General features: G+C 67.2%; 23 protein-coding genes. 15 read left to right on the forward strand and 8 right to left on the reverse strand.

Going from position 1 to position 26,296, the window contains the following annotated elements:
- Positions 1–92: 92 nt before the first annotated feature.
- Complete coding sequence (locus tag ACFY5B_RS31215) at positions 93–1,022, reverse strand: tyrosine-type recombinase/integrase (protein WP_389975853.1); 930 nt, start codon at positions 1,020–1,022, stop codon at positions 93–95.
- A 2,112-nt stretch (positions 1,023–3,134) separates the two neighbouring features.
- On the opposite strand from ACFY5B_RS31215, the gene ACFY5B_RS31220 reads away from it, so the two are divergent.
- A complete protein-coding gene (locus ACFY5B_RS31220; RefSeq protein ID WP_389975856.1) occupies positions 3,135–4,097 on the forward strand; it encodes a hypothetical protein in 963 nt (320 codons plus the stop codon).
- A gap of 1,001 nt (positions 4,098–5,098) precedes the next feature.
- On the opposite strand, the gene ACFY5B_RS31225 is transcribed toward ACFY5B_RS31220, so the two are convergent.
- On the reverse strand, positions 5,099–6,964 hold the full coding sequence (locus ACFY5B_RS31225) for a hypothetical protein (RefSeq protein WP_389975858.1): 1,866 nt from the start codon (positions 6,962–6,964) through the stop codon (positions 5,099–5,101).
- A gap of 660 nt (positions 6,965–7,624) precedes the next feature.
- Positions 7,625–8,890, reverse strand: coding sequence for a TerD family protein (locus ACFY5B_RS31230; RefSeq protein WP_389975861.1), 1,266 nt, complete (start codon positions 8,888–8,890; stop codon positions 7,625–7,627).
- 871 nt (positions 8,891–9,761) lie between these two features.
- Here ACFY5B_RS31230 and ACFY5B_RS31235 point away from each other — a divergent pair.
- From ACFY5B_RS31235 to ACFY5B_RS31245, 3 genes are all read left to right on the forward strand, one after another.
- Positions 9,762–9,962, forward strand: coding sequence for a hypothetical protein (locus ACFY5B_RS31235; RefSeq protein ID WP_389975864.1), 201 nt, complete (start codon positions 9,762–9,764; stop codon positions 9,960–9,962).
- A gap of 305 nt (positions 9,963–10,267) precedes the next feature.
- Positions 10,268–10,891 (forward strand): hypothetical protein, encoded by a 624-nt coding sequence (locus ACFY5B_RS31240; RefSeq protein WP_389975867.1) that lies wholly within the window; start codon positions 10,268–10,270, stop codon positions 10,889–10,891.
- Between the two features lie 107 nt (positions 10,892–10,998).
- A complete protein-coding gene (locus ACFY5B_RS31245; RefSeq protein ID WP_389975870.1) occupies positions 10,999–11,721 on the forward strand; it encodes a hypothetical protein in 723 nt (240 codons plus the stop codon).
- 24 nt (positions 11,722–11,745) lie between these two features.
- Here ACFY5B_RS31245 and ACFY5B_RS31250 read toward each other — a convergent pair whose 3' ends face one another.
- Together ACFY5B_RS31250 and ACFY5B_RS31255 are read right to left on the reverse strand one after the other, a co-directional pair.
- Positions 11,746–12,189, reverse strand: a complete 444-nt coding sequence (locus ACFY5B_RS31250; RefSeq protein ID WP_389975874.1) for a hypothetical protein — start codon at positions 12,187–12,189, stop codon at positions 11,746–11,748.
- 4 nt (positions 12,190–12,193) lie between these two features.
- Positions 12,194–12,649 (reverse strand): SHOCT domain-containing protein, encoded by a 456-nt coding sequence (locus tag ACFY5B_RS31255; protein WP_389975877.1) that lies wholly within the window; start codon positions 12,647–12,649, stop codon positions 12,194–12,196.
- 217 nt (positions 12,650–12,866) lie between these two features.
- Between ACFY5B_RS31255 and ACFY5B_RS31260 the strand changes: the two genes are divergently transcribed.
- A complete protein-coding gene (locus ACFY5B_RS31260) occupies positions 12,867–13,340 on the forward strand; it encodes an Asp23/Gls24 family envelope stress response protein (protein WP_389975880.1) in 474 nt (157 codons plus the stop codon).
- Positions 13,341–13,405: 65 nt separating this feature from the next.
- Here the strand turns inward: ACFY5B_RS31260 and ACFY5B_RS31265 are convergent, their stop codons facing one another.
- Positions 13,406–14,263, reverse strand: coding sequence for an MBL fold metallo-hydrolase (locus ACFY5B_RS31265; RefSeq protein WP_389975882.1), 858 nt, complete (start codon positions 14,261–14,263; stop codon positions 13,406–13,408).
- A 72-nt stretch (positions 14,264–14,335) separates the two neighbouring features.
- On the reverse strand, positions 14,336–15,400 hold the full coding sequence (locus tag ACFY5B_RS31270) for a Ku protein (RefSeq protein WP_389976276.1): 1,065 nt from the start codon (positions 15,398–15,400) through the stop codon (positions 14,336–14,338).
- A 54-nt stretch (positions 15,401–15,454) separates the two neighbouring features.
- Between ACFY5B_RS31270 and ligD the strand changes: the two genes are divergently transcribed.
- The gene (gene ligD, locus ACFY5B_RS31275) at positions 15,455–16,336 is read left to right on the forward strand and encodes a non-homologous end-joining DNA ligase (protein WP_389975885.1); all 882 of its coding nucleotides are present in this window, start codon (positions 15,455–15,457) and stop codon (positions 16,334–16,336) included.
- A 134-nt stretch (positions 16,337–16,470) separates the two neighbouring features.
- On the opposite strand, the gene ACFY5B_RS31280 is transcribed toward ligD, so the two are convergent.
- Positions 16,471–17,274: a nuclease-related domain-containing protein gene (locus ACFY5B_RS31280; RefSeq protein WP_389975888.1), complete on the reverse strand. Its 804-nt coding sequence runs from the start codon at positions 17,272–17,274 to the stop codon at positions 16,471–16,473.
- A 117-nt stretch (positions 17,275–17,391) separates the two neighbouring features.
- Between ACFY5B_RS31280 and ACFY5B_RS31285 the strand changes: the two genes are divergently transcribed.
- The 9 genes from ACFY5B_RS31285 (at position 17,392) to ACFY5B_RS31325 (ending at position 26,273) form a co-directional block, all read left to right on the forward strand.
- The gene (locus tag ACFY5B_RS31285; protein ID WP_389975891.1) at positions 17,392–17,895 is read left to right on the forward strand and encodes a dual specificity protein phosphatase family protein; all 504 of its coding nucleotides are present in this window, start codon (positions 17,392–17,394) and stop codon (positions 17,893–17,895) included.
- A 160-nt stretch (positions 17,896–18,055) separates the two neighbouring features.
- Positions 18,056–18,889 (forward strand): hypothetical protein, encoded by an 834-nt coding sequence (locus ACFY5B_RS31290; protein ID WP_389975897.1) that lies wholly within the window; start codon positions 18,056–18,058, stop codon positions 18,887–18,889.
- Positions 18,886–20,133: an ATP-binding protein gene (locus ACFY5B_RS31295; RefSeq protein ID WP_389975900.1), complete on the forward strand. Its 1,248-nt coding sequence runs from the start codon at positions 18,886–18,888 to the stop codon at positions 20,131–20,133. Before ACFY5B_RS31290 ends, ACFY5B_RS31295 begins: the two co-directional genes overlap by 4 nt.
- A gap of 114 nt (positions 20,134–20,247) precedes the next feature.
- Entirely contained in the window at positions 20,248–20,718 is a 471-nt protein-coding gene (locus ACFY5B_RS31300) for an SH3 domain-containing protein (protein ID WP_389975903.1), read from the forward strand.
- 52 nt (positions 20,719–20,770) lie between these two features.
- On the forward strand, positions 20,771–22,135 hold the full coding sequence (locus ACFY5B_RS31305) for an FtsW/RodA/SpoVE family cell cycle protein (RefSeq protein ID WP_389975906.1): 1,365 nt from the start codon (positions 20,771–20,773) through the stop codon (positions 22,133–22,135).
- On the forward strand, positions 22,132–23,574 hold the full coding sequence (locus ACFY5B_RS31310; RefSeq protein ID WP_389975909.1) for a penicillin-binding transpeptidase domain-containing protein: 1,443 nt from the start codon (positions 22,132–22,134) through the stop codon (positions 23,572–23,574). Before ACFY5B_RS31305 ends, ACFY5B_RS31310 begins: the two co-directional genes overlap by 4 nt.
- A 63-nt stretch (positions 23,575–23,637) precedes the next feature.
- Positions 23,638–24,147 carry a DUF3291 domain-containing protein gene (locus ACFY5B_RS31315; RefSeq protein WP_389975911.1) on the forward strand — a complete coding sequence of 170 codons (510 nt, stop codon included), beginning with the start codon at positions 23,638–23,640 and terminating at the stop codon, positions 24,145–24,147.
- A gap of 102 nt (positions 24,148–24,249) precedes the next feature.
- Positions 24,250–25,188, forward strand: a complete 939-nt coding sequence (locus ACFY5B_RS31320) for a diiron oxygenase (protein WP_389975914.1) — start codon at positions 24,250–24,252, stop codon at positions 25,186–25,188.
- Between the two features lie 89 nt (positions 25,189–25,277).
- Positions 25,278–26,273, forward strand: coding sequence for a hypothetical protein (locus ACFY5B_RS31325; protein WP_389975917.1), 996 nt, complete (start codon positions 25,278–25,280; stop codon positions 26,271–26,273).
- The last annotated feature ends 23 nt before the right edge of the window (positions 26,274–26,296 follow it).

Below are 26,296 nucleotides of genomic sequence, written 5' to 3' on the forward strand. Positions count from 1 at the left end.
TGACCGACGCTTTCAACTGACTGCCTCCCCGGCAAGTGCTTGCGCCAGAGGCGCCGGAGCTGTCACCTGATAGGTGGTCACGCTGAAAATGCTCAGTGACCGAGGATCTCCATGACAACGCGGGGTGCGACCCCGGCCGCCGTGAGCAAGGTGGCCGTCCCGTGGCGAGCGTCGTGCAGCCGGATCACGCGGAGGCCGGCGGACTGGGCGACGCGGGTGAAGGAGCGGTACAGGTTACGCGGCTCGACGGGGCGGCCGGTGCGGGTGGCGAAGACGTAGTCCGACTCCTGCCACCTCTCCCCCGCCTTGGCGCGAGCGTCCGCCTGCCGCAGGCGGTGCCAGCGCAGGGGTGCGATGCAGAGAGCGGGCAAGGGGACTGCGCGGCGACGACGGCTCTTGGGGTGGTCGTCGTACAGAACGCCACGGCGGCGCTGGACCTGGTGGCGGACGTAGAGGACACGGTTGTCGAGGTCGAGGTCCGACCAGCGCAGGCCCACGATCTCTCCCCGGCGGAGCCCCATGGCGATGGCAAGCACGAAGGCCGCGTAGAGCGGGTCCTTGCGGGAGGCAGCGAGGAAGTCGAGCGTCTCGTCGAGGGTCCAGGGGTGCAGCTCGGGCTTGTCCGTGCGGGGCGACTCGACGAGCTTGGCGACGTTGCGCGCGATGAGTTCCTCGCGACAGGCGGAAGCCAGAGCCGAGCGCAGAACTCGGTGCGACTCCTTGGCCGTTGCGGCGGTCGTCTCCTTCTCCAGGCGGACGAGGAACCGGCGGACGTCGGCGACGCCGAGGGATTCCAGCCGCTTGGCACCGAGCAGAGGCACCAGGTAGAGCCGGACGTGTGCCTCGTACTTGTCGAACGTGCTGAGCTTCCGCCGGGGCTTGATGACGTTGTCAAGCCCCGGCTCCGCTCCGCTCCGCCGGGCGCGCTTCCCGGCTCCGCTCCGGGCGCCGCTCCTGCCTTCGGCCCGCTCCGCCCGCGCTGCGCCGACGCGCGCCCACAGGTGGATAGGGCCGGAAGCCATGAGGCGATGAACGGGGCGCGGTCACAGACGATGCCTCCGGCGGGGGATCGGCCGGCACCGGGATGGAGGGGGCGCCGTCGCCGACCGCGGGCACGTTGGGGCGTGCGTGGGGTGCTCCCATCCCGTCCACCGTCGACCCAGGCAGAGCCGAGCAGACGCGGCCCAGGGCGTCCAGTTCGTTCGTACAGTGGCGCACTCCACCTGGACGCCCTGAACCACGCCCGCTCCACACAGTGGTGGACGAAGGGTTCCCACTACTCATTCGAGTAAGGACGGTGCACAGACCTGCTTACCTCAACCCACCACCTACCCCAGCTCCCATCCCGTCCGCCGTCGACCCACACACCGGTGGTTCCGCTTGACGCTGACGCCACGTCGCGGTGGCCTCATCCAGTCGCCCCAAGTTGGCGAACACGATCTCAGCCATAGACGCCAGGTGCTCGGTTGTCTCTTCGGCCCTGTGCAGTTCTAGACGCTGATTCCGCCTAGTGGTCAGAGCCTCGTTCACCGGAGCCGCCAATCGACGGTGGAGGGTCTGCCTGGTGACCCCGTAACAGCGCGCAAGGACCTCCCAAGGAACGCCCGCTGTGACGGAGGACAGCGATGAGAAGCACTTCGAGTTCCTGATGTTGATACGCGATCTCTCGGACGAAGCGAAGTCCAAAGGAAGGCCCGTCCACCGGCTGAGAGACCGTCGTTGCCGACGATGCAAGGTCCAGCGCCGCCTTGGACAGGCCGGTGACTAGCTCAAGCCAACGTTCATCCATGTCAGAGGCCATGCGATCAGACTGCCAGATGGTTGTCAGCAAAATGCTGACAACGACGACGAAGCCCTCTCCGAAGCTGATGACCACAACGGCAAGCCCGAACCGGGCGCTTGCTGACGTGGCTTTAGGAGGCTCGTATGCAATCCAGCGACCGCAACACCGGAACGGATCCTTCGGCGTCATCTCCTGCACCCATGGGCAGTGGCACCGAGTGGCCGGCCGCACCCATCGTGGGCTCAGTCGTAGTTTGGTCGGCACTGAGTGGTGGTGAAGCCGTCATCATGGCCACGACGAAGTTGATCCTGGCAATGACGATCTACACAGTGGCGATGATAATCTGTGCTGTCCTGAAGGGACACGTGGAGTGGGCTGGCCTCGTAAGGCGGGCGTTCGCAGGAAGCCGGATACTGCGACGCAGAGGACGCCCCCCACCACCGCCGTACAGCAACTGAGTACAGCAACCACAGCAACTAAGATCGGCGGCTAGCGCCCCTCCGGTGCCGTAACGCCACCGGTATGACCTCACCCACCGGCCCACATAGAGCTACGGATCAGATGCTGAGCCTTCGTAGCAGGCATCATGAGCCCGTGGGGATAGACGTGGAGCTGCACTCAGCACGGCCAACGCGCAACTGGCGCAAGTCCCGAGCGACGCTGCTACAGAGTTCGTACGGGCACGGGGACGCGTTGGCAGATGCGATCGGCTCGCTCCAGCTGCTCGGAGTGCCTGGGCGGCTGACCGCCGTAGATCTGTACGGGGACGCTCTGATAAACGAGCAGGAGGCTGCCGTTGCTCTCGGTGAGATCCCCGCTCTACGGCAACGGTGCACCGATGAGCGTCAGCTCGCTGCCTTGGACGACCTTGCAAGGTTGCTGGAGCAGTGCGCGAGCACTCCAGGCAGCTATCTGTGGTTCCAGGGCGACTGAAGCCGTGCCCCATCCGTGCCTGATAGACCGGTAACTCACGGGGAACCATGGTCACCAGCAGGTACAGCGCATGAGGAAGGCCCCCGACCGATGTTCCTGGTCAGGGGCCGTTCTCACTGCTCAGCTGGCGGAGGCTGTGGGATTGGAACCCACGGTGACATCGCTGCCACGACGGTTTTCAAGATCATGTACTTCGTGACTCGCCCATTGAGACTCCGCCGACCGCAAGGAATCCGGAGCGGGGAGCGGGGCGACACCCGGCAGCCCTGTGGCGAACCGGCGCACTCTGTCATCCGAGCGACAGCCGGATTCCCTTATGTCTCGTTAGCTCAGCTGTCGGATCTGTATCTTCGCTCTCAGGACGCCGAGCTGCACGATTCGTCCACCGCGCGCCTGTTCGCGACCGAAAGAGGAAAACATGACCCTCACTGAAGGAGAAGAAGAATGGGCAGAGGAAGAAGGCAGTCAAGAGGAAGTTGAGGAGAACTCAACCTCGCCAAAATCAGTACCGCCCCTAACTTTCATTGAAACTCAAGCTATCGAGTTGGCGAAGAAGGCTGGCATTGGATTTGATAGTTTCACCAAGCGGCATCTCATTTTTAAGCCGCACACTCGCCTACAGGAGAGGGCTCCAACATGCGTCGCACGTGATGACGCATACTCTCTTCTTGTGCAAATGCAGGATCGGCCAACACACGCTAAGAAATGGGCTGGAATTGCAATACCCGCCGAGGGGTACATTGAGGTTCTCGTACGCCGCGTCGTCCCTCTCTCGCTATACCGTACGTTGCGGTTCTTGAGCTCGGATGAACCTCCCTCCTGTATCCACATCGGAAATCAGGCATTCCATGCCTCCTCGTTCGAAATCGACGGCTCGGAATCAGAGAGGCCGATCCATCTGGTTGGGCGCGACGCATGCGTTGAAGTTTCTTCCACCTCGCCAGCTTGTCACGCTCTAGCAAGCAGTGGCAGATACCAATCCAAGCCCAAATTCAGCCACAGCGTGAAGATCTCATTTGGGCGGCCGATGGAAGCCGATGAGCTTGAGGATGAGGCAGAAAGGATCATCAGCTCACTTCTCTATGAACTGGACGTGCGTAATAACATTAAGATTTTCACCGTCCAGTGGCCGATCGACAGTGATTTTCGCCGCCTGAGAAGGCGTGCTCCCAAAATTCAATCGGTACGCTTTCCGGAAACCGAGATTGACCCAGCCGTGTCTGTCCTCTTCGGATTCGCCGGTAGGGGCTACCGAAAACCCACCTCTCGCATATCTGTCTTACTATCAGATTCTCGAAAGTTTCTACCCGATGGCGAGCCGGCGGAGCGGAATAAGAGAGTTGGGGCTCGCGCTCGCCGATCAACGCTTCAATCGCCATGACAAAAAACACTTGATGAGCATTCTTGCGATTGGCGAGAATTCGGCCAACGCCACAGAATCAGAACAGTTGCGAACTGTTTTGACAGAGTTCGTCAGGCCGCAAGTCCTGGTCGACTTCTTCTCTCCAGGTGTCTGGGGGGAAGCATTTTTCGAAACAGGGACCCATCAAGGGTATCGCCGACAGTATCAACCTGGAAAATAAGCAGACTCCTCTGGCTAAGCAAGTTGCGGATCGCGTGTACCGCATCAGGAACAGGATCGTTCATGCCAAAGATGATCCAAAATATGCCGATGTCCCCGCACTTCTTCCTCAGAGTCATGAGGCAGAATCTCTTTGGCCAGACATCGAGCTGGTTCGTCTCCTTTCCTACGAGGTTATCTTGGCGATGCAGACACCCGGAAGCTAGCGGAAATCTGCTGGCAGTGGGGAGACCCTCTGGCATACCGCCCACAACCATCAGGGTTAGCGGCCTACTCGATGAGTAGCTGGCACCAGAACCGCCACACCCGTTCGACAGCCACCTCAAGAAACTGCGACTCCAAGCCTGCCAGCGAGCAGGCGAGTTGGCCATCAGTGCATAGCCCGTCGGGCTGACATCACCAGGTGACATCAACGGCTGCGAACGAAGGTGCACCGCAGCGACCACAGCCGGATCGGCGAGCAGCCTGCGGCCCCCGTTTCCGCGCGCCGCGCCGCGCTGCGATCGAAATCCCTAATGCGGTGCTCACGCACGAGCGCCCTCCTGGGCCGTCCTGGGGCCGTAGAAGGGCGCTCAACGATGACCAACGTCGACAACTGCCGACAGCTCAACAGCAGGTCAGAGCGATGATCGATAAGGCAGCCGCAGGTCACGGCCACCGGTGATCAGTTGTGGCTGAACTGAGGCTGCATCCAGCTCAACCCCGGTCCTCGACGAGCAGGCCGGTGAGTGCCAGCACAGGCGGATCCCTTCCAGCCGTGCACGCAACTTATGCCTCGACAGACCCCTTCGATCTGCAGTTCAGCGGATCTTCTGCCAGGTGTCGTGACCAACGATTGCCTTGATGATGGCTTGACCTAGTTTCCTGACAAGTTGCCGTAGAACCTTGGGGAATTCCCTCAGGGCATCGTATGACTGATTTCGGAATGCCAGATATGTGACCGTCGCTAGCGCCCATGGGATTACTGACATTGCGACGCTAGGTCGACCGAATTGCGAGCCATCCCATGCGGCTGCAAGCCACAGAAGTACGATGATGAAAAGCCCCGTAACCGTCCGGCACAGGGAGTGACTGACACGCGAAACGGTTACCGATCCCACCAATCCGACCACCGCCAGCTTGGCAACCTCATCGTCGCCGCCGGAGTTTCGCATCATACTCACAGCCAGCCATGCGCCCACGACGCAGGCGGCCCAGTAGGCAAGGTTCCAGGGGGCGAGAAGTGGCACGTGATCCTTGAGAACCGGGACTTTTCCACAATTCCGCGGTAGGTAATCTTGCCAGGGATCGCGGCTTACGTCCACGCGTGAAATGCTTCTGAGTAGAAGCATCAGATGGGGCTTTCGGCACAGTTGATCGGCTGCGTACCAGCATGCTGGCTGTTGCAACTCACCGTCGGTGTACGTGGCTGCCGTCCCCTCACGGCAGTAACTACTTGCCTCCAAAACCCACGTTAGGAGGACAAACATGATCCCGAAAAGGTATGTGAACAGGGCCCCGGTTATGGCGATTGAGTCGGCCAGGGACACGCCAGCGACATAAACGCCCGCAAGATAGCGTAGTCCGTATCCTGTACCGACAATGATCCAGATCATTCCTGCGGTCGACACTCGGGCCGCCCATGGGACCCTTTCGAGGGATTCTACTGTGCGCAAAAATTCGTATAGGATGCCAATGGCGAACACAGAGACAATCAGGATCAGCACAGCTGAGGTTCTTCCCACGGCAAGGCCCAGCAAGACAGCAACTGCCAGACGCAGGAGCGCAATGATTGAACTTGCAGCGACAATGAGGCGCCTTTGTTTATTTACTTTGGTGCCCTGCCCCAGCGCAGAGGGCAATCTCAGCCGGGCAGCCGAATGGGGATGGGACTCGTCGTCCGCCCATCCGCGGATATCATTCCATTGATAGCGGGCGGAGTAGACCAGGTACTCCGTGATGAGGACTGCTAGTGCAAGCGCCCCCCAGTGCACGGTTCCCTTTGTAGACCAGGCAGCAACTAGGTAGCCTCCGGGCACGAAGAGCCACTTGATCCAGTCTTCTGGCCGGGGGAGGAGGAGGTATGAGGTCAAGCTCCGGTCGGTCGGGACGCTCCCGTTAAGAAGCGGCCGATCCTGCCTATCTCGATAGCTGCGAGCCACTTCAAAAAAGGTAAATCGGGCTCCAAAAGTGGCACCAACCACATCTGCGATTAGCACGAGAAATGCCGCGCCATAGCCAATAAGTATGGCGTTACGGTATGCTCCGCCGAGATTGATTGCGAGATACACGGTGAGTCCGCCGAAGACGCCTAGCGCCACCAACATAATCATCGTGGCAAGGATGCGGTAACCCGCCCGCCCCCGGCGCAGCGTCGTTACCTCCGTAATTAGGCCGTGATAAGAGGCTGGGCTAATGGGGCCAACAGCAGCGAGGTCGGCTAGCGGGGAAGGGGCGTACTTTCTCAGCTCGTTCTCTACCGCTCGGATGTAATAGCTCCGCAGCGCAGCAACCATTCCAAGGAGTTGCACGAAGGCAAGGGTCGCCAGCGGAATGGCCGGCGCAGCTGCGAGGAAAAGAGGAGGAATTTCCTTACAGTCGCCTGCATCAGCAGGGTCCTTGAAAGTGCAAGCATCACTCACGATGGTGGCAACCGCACCGAGCAGGATCACCGTGATGCTAGCCACCGCCGCTTGGATATTAGCGAAGGCACGCTCGTCTTCCCTTGCCATCTCGTAGTCGAGTGCAAGGACCTCGAATCTGCGATGTTCATCAGAGTGCGTCCTGTCCGTATGGCCTGAATGATTCGGACTGACGTGCCCGCGGAGAAGACGCAGAGAGCGTCGGAAGAGTCGATATGGCCTGCCCATGGATTTACCACTATCGGGTGCTACCGCTGCTGTGGCCTAACCGGGCCCGAGCGTTCTATGGGTGGCTCAGCGATTTCATGCGGTCGGAGCAGAGCCGCCGAGAGCCAACCGTACGAAAGCGCACGACGTCTACGGCCTGCGGTGCCATCCACAACACTCCTGGCTGAATCGACGTCACCTGGCAGCGTCGTGCAGCAGCACAGACACGGGTGGCAAGTCCGCTGAAGGGGAAAGGGTCCTCTGTATCAGAGCCCTACGACACCGCCCCCTAAGGAGGTGAGTGTCTAACTGCTTGACAACGCCCGCGGACAGCGGGACTAATTGCGAACGCCCAGGGACTGCCGCCGCCCAAGTTGCTTCGGGACGAAGGGGTCGCCGTGTCGAGACGTAACGGATGTAGCCGGCGTAGCCGTTTCGCGGTCTAGGTCGCCTGGCTTCCGCGTCCATGCCACGGTTCTCGTGTAATTCGGATCCGGGCTACCAATTGTCCCTACTCTTGAATTCAACCTTTCCGGTGCTCATCCGGAATTTCCCGTTCGAGTACAGCGTGGGACGAGCCTCGACGTGGTTCCCGCTGTACTTTTCTACATGTCTGATCTGAGCGCCGCCGGGAAGTGTGAAGTCAATGAGGGCAATTGCTACCCAGTAGGACAAGTTGCGGTTATTGAACAGCGGCACGGTGACAGTGGAACCTCGTCCGTCGGTGACGATTGCTCGGGCTCCGTAGGACTTGAACGATCCAGTGCCGTTCTCCAGGGCGCTGTAAGCGCATAGGAGCACGTAGCCCTGAAGGTCGGGGCGACGGATGGTGATGGTCTCTCGACCTGGCACCTTGGAGTCGCCGTCCAGAGCAATGTACGGCGGTGCAACGGATGATCCGAGCTGTCGGTAGTAGACAACCTCGTCAGACTTGGTTGGACGCTTCCCCTGCGGGGTTACGACACTCTTGGGAACGTAGAAAGCGTAGAGGTCAAGGTCGGCGCCAGCTTGCCGTCGCTCCAGGCTGCCGCCGTTCCACTCAAGCATGGCCGTAACAACCAGGCTCGGGTCGTCCTTCCGCATGTCAATCGTCGCCTCACCCGACTTGGTGAGAGCGACCTTGCCCAGAGGGCGAGGCGTTGCCATCTCAAGGACTGGTGCAGTTGGTGGTGGGCTGCTCGGTACGTAGGTAGGGCGCGGTGGGTGAGTCGACCGTAGGCGGGTTTGAGCGGCCCTGGCTGCAACTGGCGTCTGAGCTGGGCTTGGTCCTGGATCATCCACGACAATGCCAACGTCCCTGGCCAGGCCAGCTAGTCCCGTATCCCAGCCCTGGCCCACCGCCCGTGCCTTCCAACCGCCGGCACGTCTGTACAGCTCGATCAGGATGGCTACCGTCTCCCGATCCGTAAGGGGAGGCGGAACAAAGGTGATCTGTGTGCTGCCGCAGTCGACGACCGCGTCGGGGGTGCTGCCTGCGTCGAAGTGCGTGGCCCGCAGTTCGGGGTCGATGCTGGCCACGATGGCGATGCGGTCAACCGCTGGCGGCACCTCGGCCAGGTTCGCGACGATCGTCTGGCCTTTCAGGGCAACCCCGTCCTGAAACGGATGGTTGTAGAAGACGAGATCGTCGTCCCCCCTCACCTTGCCGTCCTGCTTGAGCAGGACAGCTGAGACGTCGATACCTGTGGTGGCCGAGGTAAGGGTTACGCGGCAGGTGCCGAATGGCAGTGGCGCATTGCCACCTTTAGTGAGAGTAGTCGTCATGTGTGGCCCCTCGTGTGTTATGTACATCGTGGGGCCTCCGTCCGGCTCATGTACGCCAAACGCCGATTACGGATGGCTGGTTGGAAGCATCGGCTAGGTGGCATGCCTCGATGACATCAGCGGTGGGAGATTGTGGTGGTCTTACGCGCCTTGGCAGGGACGACGCGCCCCTACAGCTCCGTTGCCGCGCCGAACGTTGAAAACTCTCATGTGTTCATCCGGTCGTGGCCTATCTGTGGACTCGTCCCGCTCGATCTGACGTGGGCAGCGCCATGACCTGCCGCATTGCCCGGCTCTCACGGGGCCTCCGGAGCCGTGTGCGCAGGTTCGAATCCTGCCGGGGGCACCTTGGATTAGGTGCCCAAAGACCCCGCCATCAGCGCTTTCGCTGGGACGGGGTCTTCGTGTGTGCAGGCGTGTGCCGCGCGGAGCGGCTGTATGTCGAGGGCTGTGGTAGACGGCGGCTCGCCACATTGGGGCACCACGCAGTATGACGAACGCTCGCGAGGCAAGCACTGATTCTGCCCGCCACTGTCGGCAGTCGCGGGCCCGCGGTTTTCGGGGGTGCTCGTGCAGCAGGCCGCAGGATCCAGACCGACTTCATCGCCTGCTCCAACCGAACCAGCCGCGTACGCAATCACGCCTATGTCGGCATGGCACGCACTATGTCGGCATGGCACGCATCAGCTCGGGCACGACCACTCCTGGAGACGACAAGGGCATCGGCGCACTGCCGGTCCCCAAGCCTTGATCCGAACCTTTCCTGCGCGGACGGGGACGTGTTCAGCCAGGAACTGGGCCATGCAGGTCCCCGGTGTGCCGATCGGGCGGACCGCCCGTGCCCTGCTCCCGCAGGGCTCGTTTGAAGAGCATGAAGAAGATCATTTCGGCCGTCGCACTCACTGCCGCCGCCCTCACCCTGGCCGCCCCGGCCGCCCACGCCGCCCCCACCTCCACCCAGCAAAGCCCGGTGAGCTCGGCCGCTCGCGCCGACGGCCCTCTCGGACCCGGCCTCAACGAGCTCGTGGCAGTCGCGGAAGGCATCCTGAGGAAGTACGGAATCACGCGCTGATATTCCGGGAGCCGTCCGAAGTAGCCTGCCTGGCTCCGTCGACGCCCCGCTGCCGGCATTCGGCACCGGGGCGTCAAGTGTTGTCGGGAGAGTGCGGTTCCGCTACGCCGAGCACGGAACGCCTGCGTCGACGGCAGCCGTCACCTCAAGTGTTGTCGGGAGAGTGTGGTTCCGCTACGCCGAGCACGGAACGCCTGTGTCGACGGCAGCCGTCACCTCGAGAATGGGCCTGAGCCCTGCCCTGCGCCTCCGGTCGGCGCTAAGCTCACGGCCTGTCCCGTATGACTGCAGGCCGGGGGAAGTCAGTGGACGAGGAGATTCGACAGCGGGCAACTGCTTCTGGCGATGCCCGTGTGTACCAGGCTGCTGGTGACCTTCACATCCATCAAGGCTCGGATCCTGACGAGAGAGAGCTTCAGGGCAACCATCCGGCGAACTCTCTTGCCAGTCAAAGGCAGAAGTTCTTCTTCGACTTCCTGAGCCAGTCACTGCGGCAGTCAGAGATCACGTTTCGTCTGAGCATGATCTTCATGTCGTGTGGTGCTGCCATCATCCTTGTCGGTGGTGTCCTGGCCCTCGTGCACGCCGGGAATCCAGACCTGAACTATCTGCCGTTGGTGACGGCCCTGACGGGCGCTTTGATCACAACGGGCGGCGGCGCCCTGGCTGTTCACTCGAACAGGGCTCGCAAGCACGTGACGGATCAAGCGGATCGCATCGATGTGAAGATCGAGGAGGACCACAAGCTCGAAAGGGCCCACGCCCTGATCGACCGTGTCCAGGACGATCAGTTGAAGGATCGCCTCAACGCTGTAACGGCCCTGCGCGCTTTGGACATGGCGCCCGGCCCCGAGACCGTAGTCGATCGCGTGCTGCCTGAACAGGACGGTGCGACCGGTGCGATCGAATCAGGCAACGCCACGCCCTGACACGAGCGTGCCCCTCGAACTCGTCGGCTCGAGTCTCTCGCGGCATGTCCCCGGCCTCGACCTCCCGCTACGCTTCACCTCCCGCCTGGGTCCGGGGGAGGCCACGATTGGGATCTTCGCTCACCTCTGCGGCAGCTCGGTACCAGATGAGCCAGGAATACGCCGCCATCGCCACGAGCATCGCCGCCGCGCTGCTGCTCGCGTCACTCGTGGAGTTCTACGCCATCACGACGGACAATGTCGGGCGCCCCGTGAAAGTGAGTCACGTCCTGTACACGGGAGTGGCCCGGGTGGTCCGGTTCTCCGACCGGGCCATCAACCTCGGATACACGGTCCCCGACCACATCCTCAGGAACCGCGCGTTCCGCAGATTTCAGTACGCTCTCGACTTCCGTGGCGCCTGGCAGGAGATCGCGGAACGCTGGTGGGATGCCGAGTACGAAACCGGTAATCATCCCACGCTCGGCGAGGAGTTCGACCGGCTCGACGAGTTCTTCTGGCGCCCGTTCCTGCTGGCAGTGTTCGTGAACAAGGTGCGCATCACGCGCATGTTCCTGTCCCTGGGGGTGGCCCTCCTTTCAGCGGTGACCATATTCGCCATTCTCGAGTGGTCGGCCAGGCAGGAGGGCGGGGACGCGCCCTGGTTGGCCGTGGCGACCCTGCTGGGTTGTCTGTTCTCCACGGTTCTCTATCTCGGCGCTTTCGTGGCCCGTCTGTTCGACATGGCCTTCACCAGGACGATGGAGGCCGCGGTCGATCAGTTCGTCGGCACGCACGGAATCGAGCTGGAGACCGAGCGGCCCGCTTGGCGCCCCTACCGCCACAAGTAGGCGACGTGCCCCGGAACGCCGCTTTCACCCGCCCCGTGGACTCCCGGTCGCGACCGCAGCGTCGTCCTTCCTCATCACGCACAGCGCCCAGACGATGAACCCCGAGACCGCGATCAGCACGATCGACCAGACCGGGTAGTACGGCAGGGAGAGGAAGTTGGCGATGATGACCAGGGCGGCGATGCACACGCCGGCCACGCGGGCCCAGGTCGCCGCAACGAACAGGCCGAAGCTGACGGCGAAGGCGAGCACGCCCAGGGCCAGGTGGATCCAGCCCCAGGCGGTCAGGTCGAACGCGAAGACGTAGTTCCGCGTCGTGACGAAGATGTCGTCGTCGGCGATCTCCGCGATGCCGCGCAGGATGTCGATGACGCCGGCGAGTATGAGCATGATGGCCGCGAACACGGTGACGCCGGTGGCCCATTCCCGCAGGGACGTGCCGGAGCTCCCCGGGTGCGTGGCGGTCATGCCGCTACCTCGGGCCCGAGCCGCCGGGTGAGGGGTGGCCGCCCGCCAGGACCAGTTCCTTCGCCCGGCGGAACTCCTCGTCCGTGATGTCGCCGCGGGCGCGGATCTCGGACAGCCTGGCGAGCTCGTCGACGCTGCCGGACCGGCTCTCGCCGCCCTTCGCGGTCTCCCGGACGTAGCTCTCGAAGGCCTCCTGCTGGGCGCGCGCCTGGGCGACTTCGCGGCGGCCCATGTTCTTGCCGCGAGCGATCACGTAGATGAACACCCCGAGGAACGGCAGGACGCAGACGAACACCAGCCAGCCCGCCTTGGCCCAGCCGCCCATGGAGTCGTCGCGGAAGATGTCGACGACGATCCGGAACAGCAGGACGAACCACATGATCCACAGGAATACCCAGAACACGGTCCAGAAGGCGCTCAGCAGCGGAAAGTCGTAGGCCAGGTACGTCTGCGCGGTCATGTCCGTCCTCCATCCCCGGGTGCGGCCGGCAGAGGGCGGCCCCGGCCGGTGACGCATGCCGTCTCAGCGTGCCCACGGCAAGACAGGACCGGCTTCACCCGGGAAGGGTGAGGTTCAGAGCGACCTGATATTGCCCACTTTCGCCCCGTGCGCACCATTGTTCTACGGTGGAGAGAACGACGCTGCTCACCCCCTCACCGATCACGAGGTGACGGTCATGACGGAGACCACTCAGCGCAGTACCACAGCGGGCAGGCAGGACGGGGCGACATCGCAGGGCGGCAAGGGTGCTCCCGGCACCCGCGGGAGCACCGCCATCGCGGACACGGTCGTCGCGAAGATCGCGGGCATGGCGGCCCGGGAGATCCCCGAGGTGCACAACCTCGGCGGAGGCATGACCAGGGCCTTCGGGGCCGTACGGCAGCGGGTGCCGGGCGGGGGCAGCGGAGTCACCCAGGGGGTGAAGGTCGAGGTGGGCGAGCGCCAGGCCGCCGTCGATCTCGATGTGGTCGTCGAATACGGCACCGCCATCGCCGACACCGCCGCGGACGTACGGACCAACGTCATCAACGCGGTGGAGCGGATGACCGGCCTGGAGGTCGTGGAGGTCAACATCGCCGTCGGCGACGTCCATCTGCCGGACGAGGAAGAGGACGAGTCCGAGCAGCAAGGGGGCAGGCGGGTGGCCTGACCCGCCGGGTGCGCCTCGGTAGATCTCAGCAGGGCAGGCCAGTGGCCTGACCCGGCGGGTGCGCCTCAGTAGATCTCCGGGGCCACCCGCGGACCGCACGGCACGCGGGCGTGCTGCCCGTGACCGCAGTGGACGATACGGTCGCCGAGGCCGATGGCGTCGGCCTCGGCGACGAACGCGGTCAGCGGCGAGCGCATCACCGTGTAGTCCCCGTAGTGCACGGGCAGCACGAGCCGGGGGTCGAGGCGACGGGCGAGTTCGGCGCCCTGGGCGCCGTCCATCGTGACCACGAAGCCGCCGGGAAGGCGGGTGCCTCCCAGGTGGAGGACGGCGAGGTCGGCGGCCGGGAAGCGGTCGGCGATCTTCTGCAGGCCGTCGTACACGAGCGTGTCGCCCGAGATGTAGAGCCGCATACGGGCCGGTCCCCCGGCGGGGCCGAACTCCAGCATGCTTCCCATCACCGGCGGCAGCAGCCTGCGCAGCATCGCGTGGCCGGCGTGCCGGCCGGGCAGGGCGGTGACCGTGACCTGCACGCCGTCGCGCTGGAGGGTGAGCGCCTTCCAGGTGCGCAGTCCCGCCGTGCGGTGGAATCCGTGCACCGTCCTGAGGCGGCGGGCGGCGTGCGGTGTGGTCAGGATCGGCACGGTGTGGTCCAGGTGCCGACGGGTTCGGCGGTCCCAGTGGTCTCCGTGCAGATGCGACAGCACGACCGCGTCGAGGCGGGGCAGGTCGTGCACGTCCAGGGCCGGTTCGGTCAGGCGGCGGCTCAGCAGGCCGTAACCGAGGTAGGCGTACTGCCCCCGGTGCAGGAAGTTCGGGTCGGTGAGCAGGGTCAGCGGGCCGTACGACAGCAGCACCGTCGCGTTGCCGACGAAGTGGATGTCGAGCGCGTCGCCGGTGTGGTGATCCGTGGAGTGCGTCATGCTCCCTCCGCTCTCCCTCCGACGTGGGGTACCCGGGGGGCGGAAGCCGGCCGGTGCCGAGCGCGCGGCGCGTCAGGCCGTGCGCTTGCGGGACGCCGACTTCTTCGCCGTCGTCTTCTTCGCGGTGCTCTTCGACGCCGCCTTCTTCGTCGCCCCCTGCCCCTGCCCCTGGCCCTGACCCTGACCCTGCCCCTGCCCCGACTTGGCCGTCGACTTCTTCGCCGCCGTGGTCTTCTTGGCCGCCGTCTTCTTCGCGGTGGACGTCGACTTCTTGCCGCCGGTCTGCTTCGGGGCCGCACGGGCCGTCTTGCGCTGCGGGAGCGACTTCACCTCGGCGTGCTCGGCCTCCTCGCCTCGGGACTCGCGGGCCGCGCGGACGCTGCTCTCCAGGGCCGCCATGAGGTCCAGGACCTTGCCGCCCGTGGCCGGTTCCGGGGCCTGGGGCGGGGCCTCGCCGGCGGCCTTCGCGGCGATGACCTCCTCCACGGCCTCCCGGTACTCGTCGTGCAGGTCCTCCAGGTCGACCTCGCCCAGGGTGTCCATCAGCGCGTCCGCGAGGTCCAATTCCTGGTCGCGGACGGTGACGTGGGAGTCGGGGGCCAGGCCCTCGGGGGCGCGGACCTCGTCCGGCCACAGCAGGCCGTGCATGGCGATGGCCTCGCCGACGACCCTGAGCATGCCCAGACGCTCCCGCCCCCGCAGGGCGAACTTCGCGATGGCCACCTTGTTGCTGCGCTTCAGCGCCTCGCGCAGCAGGGTGTACGGCTTCGCCGCGGGGGCGCCGCCGGCCTGGAGGTAGTACGCGGCGTCCATCTGGAGCGGGTCGATCCGGTCGGCTGGGACGAAGGCGACGATCTCGATCGTCTTGGCCGTCGGGAGGGGCAGGCTCGACAGGTCCTCCTCGGTGATCGGGATGATCGTGCCGTCCGCGTCCTCGTAGCCCTTGCCGATCTCCCCCTGGGTGACCTCGCGGTCCTCCAGTTCGCAGAATTTGCGGTACCGGATGCGGCCGCCGTCCTCGGTGTGGATCTGGCGGAAGGAGATCGAGTGGCTCTCGGTGGCGTTCACCAGCTTGATCGGAATGCTGACCAGGCCGAACGAGATGGCGCCGTTCCAGATGGATCTCACGTGCAGCACCCTTCCGGTCACGCTCGGGAGTGTTCGTCACGGTTTGCGTGGGATTCTTATCGTATGGCGCCTATCACGCAGGTGGAGGGGCGACGGCTCGCTCTCAGCAATCTGGACAAGGTGCTGTATCCCGCCACCGGCTTCACCAAGGGCGAGGTGCTGCACTACTACGCGACCGTCGCCGAGGTCCTGCTGCCCCATCTGCGGGACAGGGCGGTGTCCTTCCTGCGGTACCCGGACGGGCCGGACGGGCAGGTGTTCTTCACGAAGAACGTGCCGCCGGGTACGCCCGAGTGGGTCACCACCGCCGAGGTGCCCCGGGTCGAGGGGCCTTCGCGAATGGTGCTGGTGCAGGATCTGCCGAGTCTGATGTGGTCGGCGAACCTCGTGACCGAGTTCCACACCCATCAGTGGCTCGTCGACACACCCGACGAGGCGGACCGGATCGTGTTCGACCTCGATCCGGGGGCTCCGGCGAGCATCGTCCAGTGCTGCGAGGTCGCGCTGTGGCTGCGGGAACGGCTCGCGCAGGACGGTTTCGAGGCCTACGCCAAGACCTCCGGCTCCAAGGGGCTGCATCTGCTCTCCGCCGTGCGCGGGGCGTCTTCCGAGCGGGTGTCCGAGTACGCCAAGGCGCTCGCCGTCGAGGCCGAGAAGGCCATGCCGCGACTCGCGCTCCACCGGATGACCAGGAGCCTGCGCCCGGGGAAGGTCTTCGTCGACTGGAGCCAGAACGCCGCCCGCAAGACCACGGCCACCCCCTACACCCTCCGGGCCCGCCCGGAGCCGACCGTCTCGGCGCCGGTGACCTGGGAGGAGATCGAGGAGTGCCGCACCCCGGGCCGGCTGGACTTCCACGCGGTGGACATCGCCCCGAGGATCCAGGACTACGGCGACCTACTGGCTCCCCTGCTGGACGCGGACGGGGCCGGGACCCTGCCGTAGCGCTGCAGCGGCACAGTGGGCCGCTCACACCGCCGAGGCCGCCCGGGCCCGGCCCAGCCGGCCCGCGTACGCCGCCGCCCCCGGCCCCCCATAGTGCGGCCGACCCGCAGACACCCCCGCCGCCCCCCGCTCCCTCACACCCGCGCCCACGTGTTCCGGTCGCGGGCCATCGCGTGCAGGGCCTCCACGTCCGCCGGTTTGAGGACGCCGCCCCGGCGCGACAGGCCTTCCACCTCCGCCGCCGTCAGGACCTGGACCTCACGGGGGGCGGCCGGGATCGACAGCGCCGCCGGGTCGACCAGGACGAGTACCGGGCGGACCTCCGCCGTCAGGGCGTAGGAGGCGCGGTCGGCGTCGGTGCGGAGGCGGTGGAGGAGGGGGTGGGGGTCGCGGCGGCCCAGCGTGATCATGGGGTCGGCTATCCGGACGCGCTGCTTGCGCGCGTGGAGGGTGTGGACGGCGTAGAGGCCGCCGGGGCCGATCAGCAGGTGGTGGATGCGGTCGCCGCCGGGGAGCGGCACGGAGTGCAGGGTGTGCCAGCACGCGCCGTCGAGACGGTCCAGGGCGTCGCCGACGGTCTGCTCGGCCGCCAGGGCCCTGCGGCGCGGGTCGGTGCGCAGCCGGTGCGTGGTGCCGGGGTCGCGGTCGAGGGCGACGACGAGGGCTTCGCCGGGGCGGTTGGGGGCCAGGTCGTCGTCGGGGTGGAGGGTGAGGCGGGCCAGCTCGGCGGGGGTCGGCACCGGCGGCGGCCCTACCGTCACGGGGCCGGTGATGAAGGGCCCGAGGGCCCTCAGGACGTCGTCCTCGCGGTCCTCGCCGAGCAGGTTCACCCGGGCGGCCTCACGGTCGTACCAGGCGATGTTCCTGCCGTCCGGGAGGCAGACGTAGAGCCGCTCCCGGCCGTGCCACCAGGTCGGTATGACGCGCAGTCCGTTCATGCACCATCACCCCGTTCCATGGGAACAGGCGGGGTGCTGCGGGGGCAAGAACCCGGCTACCTTGGAGGAGTTGAGCCTGCCCGCGGACCCTCGGGCGGTCATGGTGGGGAGGCGCCGTTGCGTACCCGCAGTAAACCCGACGTGCCCGCTCCGGAGAGTCCGTGGAACGAGGTCGTCCCCGGCCTCTGGATGGGCGGTCACGAGTACACGGGGACCTTGGGGCATCTGGAGTTCGCCGTCGTACGGGACGAGTTCGATCTCGTGCAGACGCTGCTGCGGCTGCCGGGGCACGGGCCCGATCCGGGCGTCCGGCACCATGTGTGGCCCATCCCCGACGGGCCGCTGGACGGGACGCAGCTCGCCGGGGTGATCCGGCTGGCCGAGGCCGCCTGCGAGGCGATGGACGAGGGCCGCAGGGTCCTGGTCCGCTGCTACCACGGGTACAACCGCTCCGGTCTCGTCGTCGCGCACGCTCTGATGCGCCAGGGCAGGTCCGCCGAGGCGGCGATCCGGCTGATCCGGGCCCGCCGCTCGCCCTGGGCGCTGCACAACGACCTGTTCGTCGAGTATCTGCGGGCCGGGCTGGCCACGGTCCGGCTGCTGGAGGAACTCACCGAGTAGCAGGACGCCCGTACGGCTGCGCGCACACGGCCACCCTCTCGCGCAAATGGGACTTCCCCACGAATAAGGTGTACGCGGCCGACGGTCGCGCCTGCCGTCCGCCCACCATCCGTCCACCGTGTGTCCGCCGTGTGCTCACCCACGAACCGCCAGGAGTGCAGTGCCCCTCAGCCGCCCCGGGCAGGCCGCCCGCCGCCTCGCCGTCGTCGCCCTGCTGCTGGCCGCCGCCGTGGGCTGCGGGGACGCCGGCGGACTGGAGGGCGCGGGCTCGACCCCGACGGCGGAGGGGCCCGCCCGGCTCTGGCCGGAGCTGACCCCGGCGTCCAGCCCGGCGTTCGAGATCGGCGAGGTGAACACCGAGGTGGTCAAGGGCGTGAAGGTCCCCGGCGACGACATCCGCCGGGTGAACCCGGTCGGGATCGTCCGGGCCGAGATCGCCGCGAACCCGGGCGACTACGACGGCGGCAAGGCGCCCTACCGCGACACCAAGCGCGCAATGGCCGACTGCGCGAAGGGCCCGGGGCACGGGAAGTGCCCGGTGCTCCGGCCGTACTACCGGGACCTGACCGGTGACGGGCGCGACGACCTGACGCTCGGTTTCCCGCTGCTGCCCGGCAAGACGACCGCGGTCCGCGTCTACACCGTCGAGAGGCACCGGCTGGTGCAGGTCATGGCGTGGGAGGACGCGCTGAGCGGTGTCGAGCTGGCCGGGCGTTCCCTGGTGATCCGCTCGCCGTCGGAGGTCGCGGGCTACGAGTACCGTCTGCAGTGGACCTGGGACCGGGATCAGCGGGCCATGCTCCTCACCCACGACGAGATGCTGCGCACCGGCCCGCACCAGCGCTCCCGACACCCGTCGGACTTCCGCACGGACTCTCCGTCGGACTCCCGCACGGGCTCTCCGCCGGCTTCCCGCACCGGTCCCCCGTCGGTCTCGCCGTCCGCTTCCCCGGCCGCCTCGCCGTCCGGCTCCCCCTCGGTGAGCGGCGGATGAGACCGGTGCTGCCCCCGTGGTCGGGGACGCTCGCCGCGAAGGCCGCCGCCTTCATCACGGTCATGTGCTGCGCGCTCGCGGCCCTGCTGGGCGTCCTGGTGCACGTGCAGGTGACGAACCAGACCGTCGGCCAGGCCCGTGATCAGGCGTTGCAGCGGCTTACGCAGGTGACGCAGCGGTACGAGGCCGGGGACACCCTGCGGCGGGGCGCCGGGGTGGATCCGCCGGAGCTGCCCGGGCAGCTGCGGGAGCTGGCGGTGGCCGGGGATCGCGGCACGATGGTCGCCGAACGTGAGGGACGCCCCACGATGTGGGCGGCGGGTCCCGTCGACGGCGAGCGGGCGCTGGCCGTGGCGGTCGACTACTCGCAGCAGGCCCGCACGATCGAGGGTCTGGACCGGGCGATCGTGTGGTCGTCGGGTCTGGCCATCGGGGCGACGCTGCTGGTCGGGGCGTTCGCGGTGACGCGTGTGACGCGGCGGCTGCACACCACGGCCCTGGTGGCCCGGCGGATCAGCGCGGGCGACCTGGACGCGCGCGTGAACGACCCCCGCACTGGCCCGCGCACGCAGGCCAGTCCGCAGGACGAGGTGGCCGCGGTCGCCGCCGCGCTGGACTCCATGGCGGCGTCGCTGCAGGGGAAGCTGCTGGCCGAGCAGCGGTTCACGGCGGATGTCGCGCATGAGCTGCGCACGCCGCTGACCGGGTTGCACGCGGCGGCGGAGCTGCTGCCGCCGGGCCGTCCGACGGAGCTGGTGCGCGACCGGGTGGCGGCGCTGCGCACCCTCACCGAGGACCTCCTGGAGATCTCCCGGCTGGACACCGGCCGGGAGCGGGTGGAGCTGGACACCGAGCAGTTGGGGCCGCTGGCCGAGCGGGTGGTGCGAGCGGCGGGGAACGGCACGGAGGTCAGGGTCGTACAGGACGTGTCCGTGGAGACGGACCGGCGGCGGCTGGAGCGGGTGCTGGGCAATCTCGTGGCGAACGCGCACAAGCACGGGCGGGGGCCGGTGGTGCTGACCGTGGACGGGCCGGTGGTGACCGTTCGCGACCACGGGGACGGATTTCCGGAGTACCTGGTCGCGCACGGCCCGCAGCGGTTCCGCACGGAGGGCGTTACGCGGGGGCACGGTCTGGGGCTGACCATCGCGCGCGGGCAGGCCGAGGTGTTGGGGGCGCGGCTGGAGTTCGCGAACGCGCCGGAGGGCGGGGCGGTGGCCACCCTGACACTCGCGGCGGAGTGAGCACCCGGTTCGCGACCTCCTATGGCCCAGCGTGAGGGGCGGCACTCCGGGGGTGCTCCTAATGTGTCGATTAGTCAGCTTCGGCACTCTCGCCCCCACATGGAGGTATCCCCCATGTCCCTGCGCACCCGCCTCTCCATAGCCATCGTCGCCGGGCTCCTCGCCGCGGCGGCCGCCGTCACGCCCGCCGCCGCGGACGGCGACTGGGACCCGGGCGGTGGCAACGGCAACCACCAGCAGGATCCGAGCGGCGGCAACGGCAACCACCAGCACGACCCGAGCGGCGGCAACGGCAACCACCACCATGACCCGAGCGGCGGCAACGGCGACCACCAGGGCCGCCACGACCAGCGCCTCTACCGGGGCGTCGTCACGGCGAACACGCTGGCGCTGCGCAGTGCCCCGAACCGCGGTTCACGGATCATCCGGTTCGCCCATCGGGGCGACGTCGTCAGCATCTTCTGCAAGGCGGGCGGCGAGACCGTGAAGGGCAACCCCCTCTGGTATCTGCTGACGGACGGCACCTGGGCCTGGGGCGCGGCCCGGTACATCGACAACATCGGCCCCGCGCCACGCTGGTGCTGACACCCGGTCACCCAAAGGCAAACAAGATGCACTGTTTGGGTAGATTCCGGACATGAGCAAGGCCGGAATCACCGTGTCGACGGCGGACCCGCCCGCGCCCGCCGTCCACCGCCTCCCCCGGTGCCGGGGCATCGAACTCGCCCTCATCGTGCTGGCCGTCCTGCTGTCGGTGTACGGCTACTGCGCCGTGGGCCTCGCCCGGCACGGAACGCTGCCGCCCGGTGCCGCAGGCTACGGCGCCGGCCTCGGCGTACTGGCGCTGCTGGCCCATCTGACGGTACGTCTGCGGGCCCCGTACGCCGACCCCCTGCTACTCCCGATCGGGGTGCTGCTGAACGGCCTGGGCCTGGTGCTGATCTACCGGCTCGACCTGGAGACCCCGGGCGACCGGGCGGCACCGGCCCAGCTGGTGTGGTCGACGCTGGGCGTGACGCTGTTCATCCTGGTCGGCCTGCTGCTGCGCGACCACCGGGTGCTCCAGCGCTACACATACGTCTGCGTGGTCGCCGCCCTGGTCCTGCTCACGCTGCCGATCCTGTTCCCGGCGGTGAACGGGGCCCGCATCTGGATCCGGATCGCCGGGTTCTCCATCCAGCCGGGCGAGTTCGCGAAGGTGCTGCTGGCGGTGTTCTTCGCCGCGTACCTGGCGGCGAACCGCAGCGCGCTGGCCTACACCGGCCGCCGTGTCTGGAAGCTCCAGCTCCCCACGGGCCGCGTGCTCGGCCCGATCGTCGCCGTCTGGCTGGTGAGCGTGGGCGTGCTGATCCTGGAGCGCGACCTCGGCACCTCGCTGCTGTTCTTCGGCCTGTTCGTGGTGCTCCTCTACGTGGCCACCGGCCGCACCGGCTGGATCGCGGTCGGCCTGCTGCTGGCCACGCTGGGCGCGGTCGCCGTGGGCCGGCTGGAACCGCACGTGCACAGCAGGATCGAGACCTGGCTGCACCCCTTCGCCTCCATCGAGGCCGGCGAGGGCGCCAACCAGCTCGCCCAGTCGCTGTTCGCCTTCGCGGAGGGCGGCATGCTCGGCACGGGCCTCGGACTCGGGCACTCCTTCCTCATCGGCTTCGCCGTGAAGTCGGACTTCATCCTGGCCACCGCGGGCGAGGAACTCGGCCTGGCCGGCCTCAGCGCCGTCTTCCTCCTCTACGGCCTGCTGGTGGAGCGCGGCTTTCGCGCCGGCCTCGCGCAGCGCGAGCCCTTCGGCCGGCTGCTCGCGGTCGGCCTCGCCTCGCTGGTGGCACTCCAGGTGTTCGTGATCGCGGGCGGGGTGACCGGACTGATCCCGCTGACCGGCATGGCGATGCCGTTCCTGGCTCAGGGCGGCTCGTCGGTGGTCACCAACTGGGCGATCGTGGCGCTGCTGGTCCGGGTGAGCGACTCGGCCCGGCGCGGTTACGACGGGCAGGACGCCCGATGACCCGGCACATCCGGCACGCCCAGTACTTCTGCGCGCTGCTGCTGGTGGCCCTGCTGGTGAACGCCGCCCGCGTCCAGGTCGTCCAGGCACCGTCGTACGACCGCAACCCGGCCAACCGGCGACCCGACATCGCCCGCTACGAGCAGCCGCGCGGGGACATCTGGGTCGGCGGGCGCCCCGTCACCGGTTCCCGGGACACCCGCGAGCACCTCCGCTACGAACGGACCTACAAGGACGGCCCGATGTACGCACCGGTCACGGGCTTCGCCTCCCAGCTGTACGGGACGACCCTGCTGGAGAGCACCGAGGACGGCGTGCTGTCCGGCGCGGATCCGATGCTCGCGCCGTTCCCGCTCTGGAACGACTTCACGCGAGCGCGCAACGCGGGCGGGGACGTCGTCACGACGCTCCACCCGGCCGCCCAGGAGGCCGCGTACCGGGGACTTACGGGCCGCAAGGGCGCGGTGGCGGCGCTGGAGCCGTCGACCGGACGGATCCTGGCCCTGGTGTCCGCCCCGTCCTACGACCCCCAGCCGCTCTCGGGCAACGGCTCGGCGGCGGCCCGGGCCTGGCGGCGGCTCACCGCGGACAAGGACAGGCCGATGCTCAACCGGGCGGTGCGGCAGACCTATCCGCCGGGCTCGACCTTCAAGGTCGTCACCGCGGCCGCCGCGCTGGACACCGGTGTAATCACGGACCTCGAAGCGCCCACCGACTCCCCCGATCCCTACCGGCTGCCCGGAACGCGCACGCGCCTGACGAACGCGTCGAAGGGCTGCGCGGACGCCTCTGTCCGGGATGCCTTCACCTTCTCCTGCAACACGGTGTTCGCCAAGCTCGGCGTGGAAGTGGGCGCGACGGACATGACGGCCTCGGCACAGGCCTTCGGCTTCAACAACGGGGAGCTGAGGATCCCCTTCCCGGTGGCCCGGTCCACGTTCGACACCACCCTCGACAGGGCGCAGCTCGCCCTGTCGTCGATCGGCCAGTACAACACCCGCGCCACACCGCTGCAGATGGCGATGGTCGCTGCGGCCGTGGCGAACGGCGGCCAGGTGCGGGACCCCTACCTGGTCGAGCGCACGACCCGTCCGGGCGGCGGCACCCTCGCGGCGGCCGGTCCGCGGGGGGTCCGCCAGGCGATGTACCCGTCCACCGCCGGACGGCTGCGGGCGATGATGAGGGACGTGGTCGAGCACGGCACCGGCCGTGGCGCCGCGATCCGCGGTGCCACGGTCGGTGGCAAGACCGGCACCGCCCAGCACGGCCTCGGCAACTCCGGGATCCCGTACGCCTGGTTCGTCGCCTGGGCACAGGGCGACCGCGAGCTGGTGCCGAGGGTGGCGGTCGCGGTCGTGGTGGAGGACGCCGAGGCCGGGGGCGGCGACGCGGCGGCGATCGCGCGGGCGGTGATGGAGGCAGTGCTCAAGTCGCCCTGACGGGTGCCCGTTTGATGAGACGGGGCTTCCGGGTCCGGGAAACCCCGACCTACCGTTCGGTCCATGACTGAACCCGCCGCGTACGAACTCGCCCAGGTCAACCTCGGCCGCCTCAAGGCCCCTCTGGACTCCCCGCAGCTGAAGGACTTCGTCGACAGCCTCGACCCGGTGAACGCGGACGCGGACGACGCCGACGGTTTCGTCTGGCGCCTGCAGGGCGAGGCCGGCGACGACGCCACGGACGTGCCCGTCTTCGGTGACTCCTGGCTGATCATCAACATGTCGGTGTGGCGCGACACCGACGCGCTGACGGCGTACATGTACCGAGGCAGGCACCGGGAGATGCTCGCCCGCCGCCGTGCGTGGTTCGAACGCGTACAGGAAGCCATGGTCGCCCTCTGGTGGGTCCCGTCGGGGCACCGCCCCACGGTCGCCGAGGCGGAGTCGCGTGTGCTGCACCTGCGCACGCACGGCCCGACGCCGTACGCCTTCACCCTACGGACGCAGTTCCCGCCACAGGGGGCCGAGCCGCTGATCGGCGAGGTGCCGGAGGGGCTCGGCTGCGCGCTCTAGGTAGACGCCCGGTCAACAAGTGGCGCGCAGGGGATTGACGAGCTTGCTGACAAGCAGTCTCATAAGTGCATCAGTGACGTGTGCACAACGAGGTGGGCAGCCATGACGACCCTGACGGAAGCCGACGCGCTCGACGGCCTGCGCGACGCCCTCGGCCTGCTGAAGGACCGGGAGCAGGTGGCCCAGCGGCTGCTCGACTCCTCCGCCAAGCACTCCTTCGACCCCGACAAGGAACTGGACTGGGACGCGCCCTTCGAGGAGGGCAAGTGGTTCTGGCCGCCGGAGCTGGTCTCGCTGTACGACACCCCGCTGTGGAAGCGGATGGGCGAGGAGCAGCGGATCCTGCTCTCCCAGCACGAGGCGGCGGCCCTGGCCTCCCTGGGCATCTGGTTCGAGATCATCCTGATGCAACTGCTGGTCCGGCACATCTACGACAAGGCGGCGACGAGCGCACACGTCCGCTACGCACTCACGGAGATCGAGGACGAGTGCCGCCACTCCAAGATGTTCGCCCGCCTGATCTCCCACGGCGACACGCCCTGGTACCCGGTCAGCCGCGCCCACCAGCAGATGGGCCGGCTGTTCAAGACCATCTCGACCACACCTGGTTCCTTCACGGCGACCCTGCTGGGCGAGGAGGTCCTCGACTGGATGCAGCGGCTGACGTTCCCCGACGAGCGGGTCCAGACCCTGGTCCGCGGCGTCACCCGCATCCACGTGGTCGAAGAGGCCCGGCACGTCCGCTACGCCCGCGAGGAACTCCGCCGCCAGATGGTGACGGCCCCCAAGTGGTCCCAGGAGTTCACCCGCGTCACCTCCGGCGAGTTCGCCCGCGTCTTCTCGGTGGCCTTCGTGAACCCCGACGTCTACACGAACGTCGGCCTGGACAAGCGAGAGGCCCTCGCCCAGGTCCGCGCGAGCGGCCACCGCCGAGAGGTCATGCAGAACGGCTCCAGGCGCCTGACCGACTTCCTCGACGACATCGGCGTGCTCCGAGGCGTCGGACGCCGCCTGTGGAAGTCGTCCGGGCTGCTGGCGTAGCGGCCCCGACTCCATCATGTCCATGCAGGGTGACTACTGTCCTTCGAGACGCAGTCACCCTCCGTGGCCCTGAAGGAGTTCAGCACCGCATGTCCCCCCACATCACCCGTCTCAGGACCGCCGCCATCGGTGCCATGACCGCCCTCGCGCTGACCGCGTGCGGCGGTGGCACCGGCTCGGACGGCGACAAGGCCGCCGCCGACAAGCCGCAGGGCGTCGTCAGCCGGGCGGAGGCCAAGAAGATCGCCGACCATTACGAACAGGTCAACAACAAGGCCAACGCGACCCAGGACGAGAAGCTGCTGGCGACGGTCGAGGCGGGGCAGGTCCACGCGATGGACAAGGCCACCTACACCCTCTTCGAGACCTGGCCGGACAAGGAGCAGAAGGCTTACGCCAAGCCCTTCTCCTACCGGGACCGCCAGTACGTGATCCCCGAGAAGGGCACGGCCACCTGGTTCGCCGTTCGAGCCACGTCGAGCGAGGACAGCAAGAGCAAGGTGCTGCTGGTCTTCGACAAGACGGGCGGCACCTACAAGATGGTGCTGTCCCTATGGGCCGACGGCGGCGAACCCCTCCCCGAGCCGGCCCTCGACGAGCACGGCCTGGCCGAGGTCGCGGACCCCGGCACCAAGGTGGGCAAGCTCGCCCCCGCCGACATCGGCGCCGCCTACGAGGACCTCCTCCAGACGGGCGGCAAGAAGAAGGGCACCGCCCTGACCTCCACGAAGCCGGTCGAGAACGCGAAGAAGACCTACCGGCGCAGCAACAAGGAGGGCGCGGCCGACGGCATGGCCACGAAGATGTTCTTCGCCAAGCCCCCGACCGACCCGAGCGTCTACGCCCTGCGGACGGCCGACGGCGGCGTCCTCGCCCTGTTCCCGGCCGCCCACAAGCAGGAGACCCTGCTGAAGGAGCCCTACCGCTCGAATGCGTCCCTCGTGCCCAGCAACGAGCAGTCCGCGTTCGGCGCCACCAGGGGCCCGCTGATCACCGACGTGTTCGAGGGTCAGGGCATCGCCGAACTGACCCCGAAGGCCGCCCGGATCACCGCAGTCGACTTCCAGCACGTGGACGCGCGCTAAGAGCGCCACCGCGCACCCGCACC

It is taken from the genome of Streptomyces sp. NPDC013187 (assembly GCF_042899705.1).
GTDB classification, from domain to species: Bacteria; Actinomycetota; Actinomycetes; order Streptomycetales; family Streptomycetaceae; genus Streptomyces; species Streptomyces hawaiiensis_A.

Excerpts from the sequence above, each read along its gene's own strand:
- ACFY5B_RS31280 (WP_389975888.1), bottom strand. The coding sequence starts at position 17,274 with ATGAACGGACTGCGCGTCATACCGACCTGGTGGCACGGCCGGGAGCGG.
- ACFY5B_RS31235 (WP_389975864.1), top strand. The coding sequence starts at position 9,762 with ATGAAGAAGATCATTTCGGCCGTCGCACTCACTGCCGCCGCCCTCACC.
- ACFY5B_RS31295 (WP_389975900.1), top strand. The coding sequence starts at position 18,886 with ATGAGACCGGTGCTGCCCCCGTGGTCGGGGACGCTCGCCGCGAAGGCC.
- ACFY5B_RS31230 (WP_389975861.1), bottom strand. The coding sequence starts at position 8,890 with ATGACGACTACTCTCACTAAAGGTGGCAATGCGCCACTGCCATTCGGC.
- ACFY5B_RS31215 (WP_389975853.1), bottom strand. The coding sequence starts at position 1,022 with ATGGCTTCCGGCCCTATCCACCTGTGGGCGCGCGTCGGCGCAGCGCGG.
- ACFY5B_RS31255 (WP_389975877.1), bottom strand. The coding sequence starts at position 12,649 with ATGACCGCGCAGACGTACCTGGCCTACGACTTTCCGCTGCTGAGCGCC.
- ACFY5B_RS31265 (WP_389975882.1), bottom strand. The coding sequence starts at position 14,263 with ATGACGCACTCCACGGATCACCACACCGGCGACGCGCTCGACATCCAC.
- ACFY5B_RS31315 (WP_389975911.1), top strand. The coding sequence starts at position 23,638 with ATGACTGAACCCGCCGCGTACGAACTCGCCCAGGTCAACCTCGGCCGC.
- ligD (WP_389975885.1), top strand. The coding sequence starts at position 15,455 with ATGGCGCCTATCACGCAGGTGGAGGGGCGACGGCTCGCTCTCAGCAAT.
- ACFY5B_RS31325 (WP_389975917.1), top strand. The coding sequence starts at position 25,278 with ATGTCCCCCCACATCACCCGTCTCAGGACCGCCGCCATCGGTGCCATG.
- ACFY5B_RS31250 (WP_389975874.1), bottom strand. The coding sequence starts at position 12,189 with ATGACCGCCACGCACCCGGGGAGCTCCGGCACGTCCCTGCGGGAATGG.
- ACFY5B_RS31300 (WP_389975903.1), top strand. The coding sequence starts at position 20,248 with ATGTCCCTGCGCACCCGCCTCTCCATAGCCATCGTCGCCGGGCTCCTC.
- ACFY5B_RS31310 (WP_389975909.1), top strand. The coding sequence starts at position 22,132 with ATGACCCGGCACATCCGGCACGCCCAGTACTTCTGCGCGCTGCTGCTG.
- ACFY5B_RS31260 (WP_389975880.1), top strand. The coding sequence starts at position 12,867 with ATGACGGAGACCACTCAGCGCAGTACCACAGCGGGCAGGCAGGACGGG.
- ACFY5B_RS31220 (WP_389975856.1), top strand. The coding sequence starts at position 3,135 with ATGACCCTCACTGAAGGAGAAGAAGAATGGGCAGAGGAAGAAGGCAGT.
- ACFY5B_RS31305 (WP_389975906.1), top strand. The coding sequence starts at position 20,771 with ATGAGCAAGGCCGGAATCACCGTGTCGACGGCGGACCCGCCCGCGCCC.
- ACFY5B_RS31320 (WP_389975914.1), top strand. The coding sequence starts at position 24,250 with ATGACGACCCTGACGGAAGCCGACGCGCTCGACGGCCTGCGCGACGCC.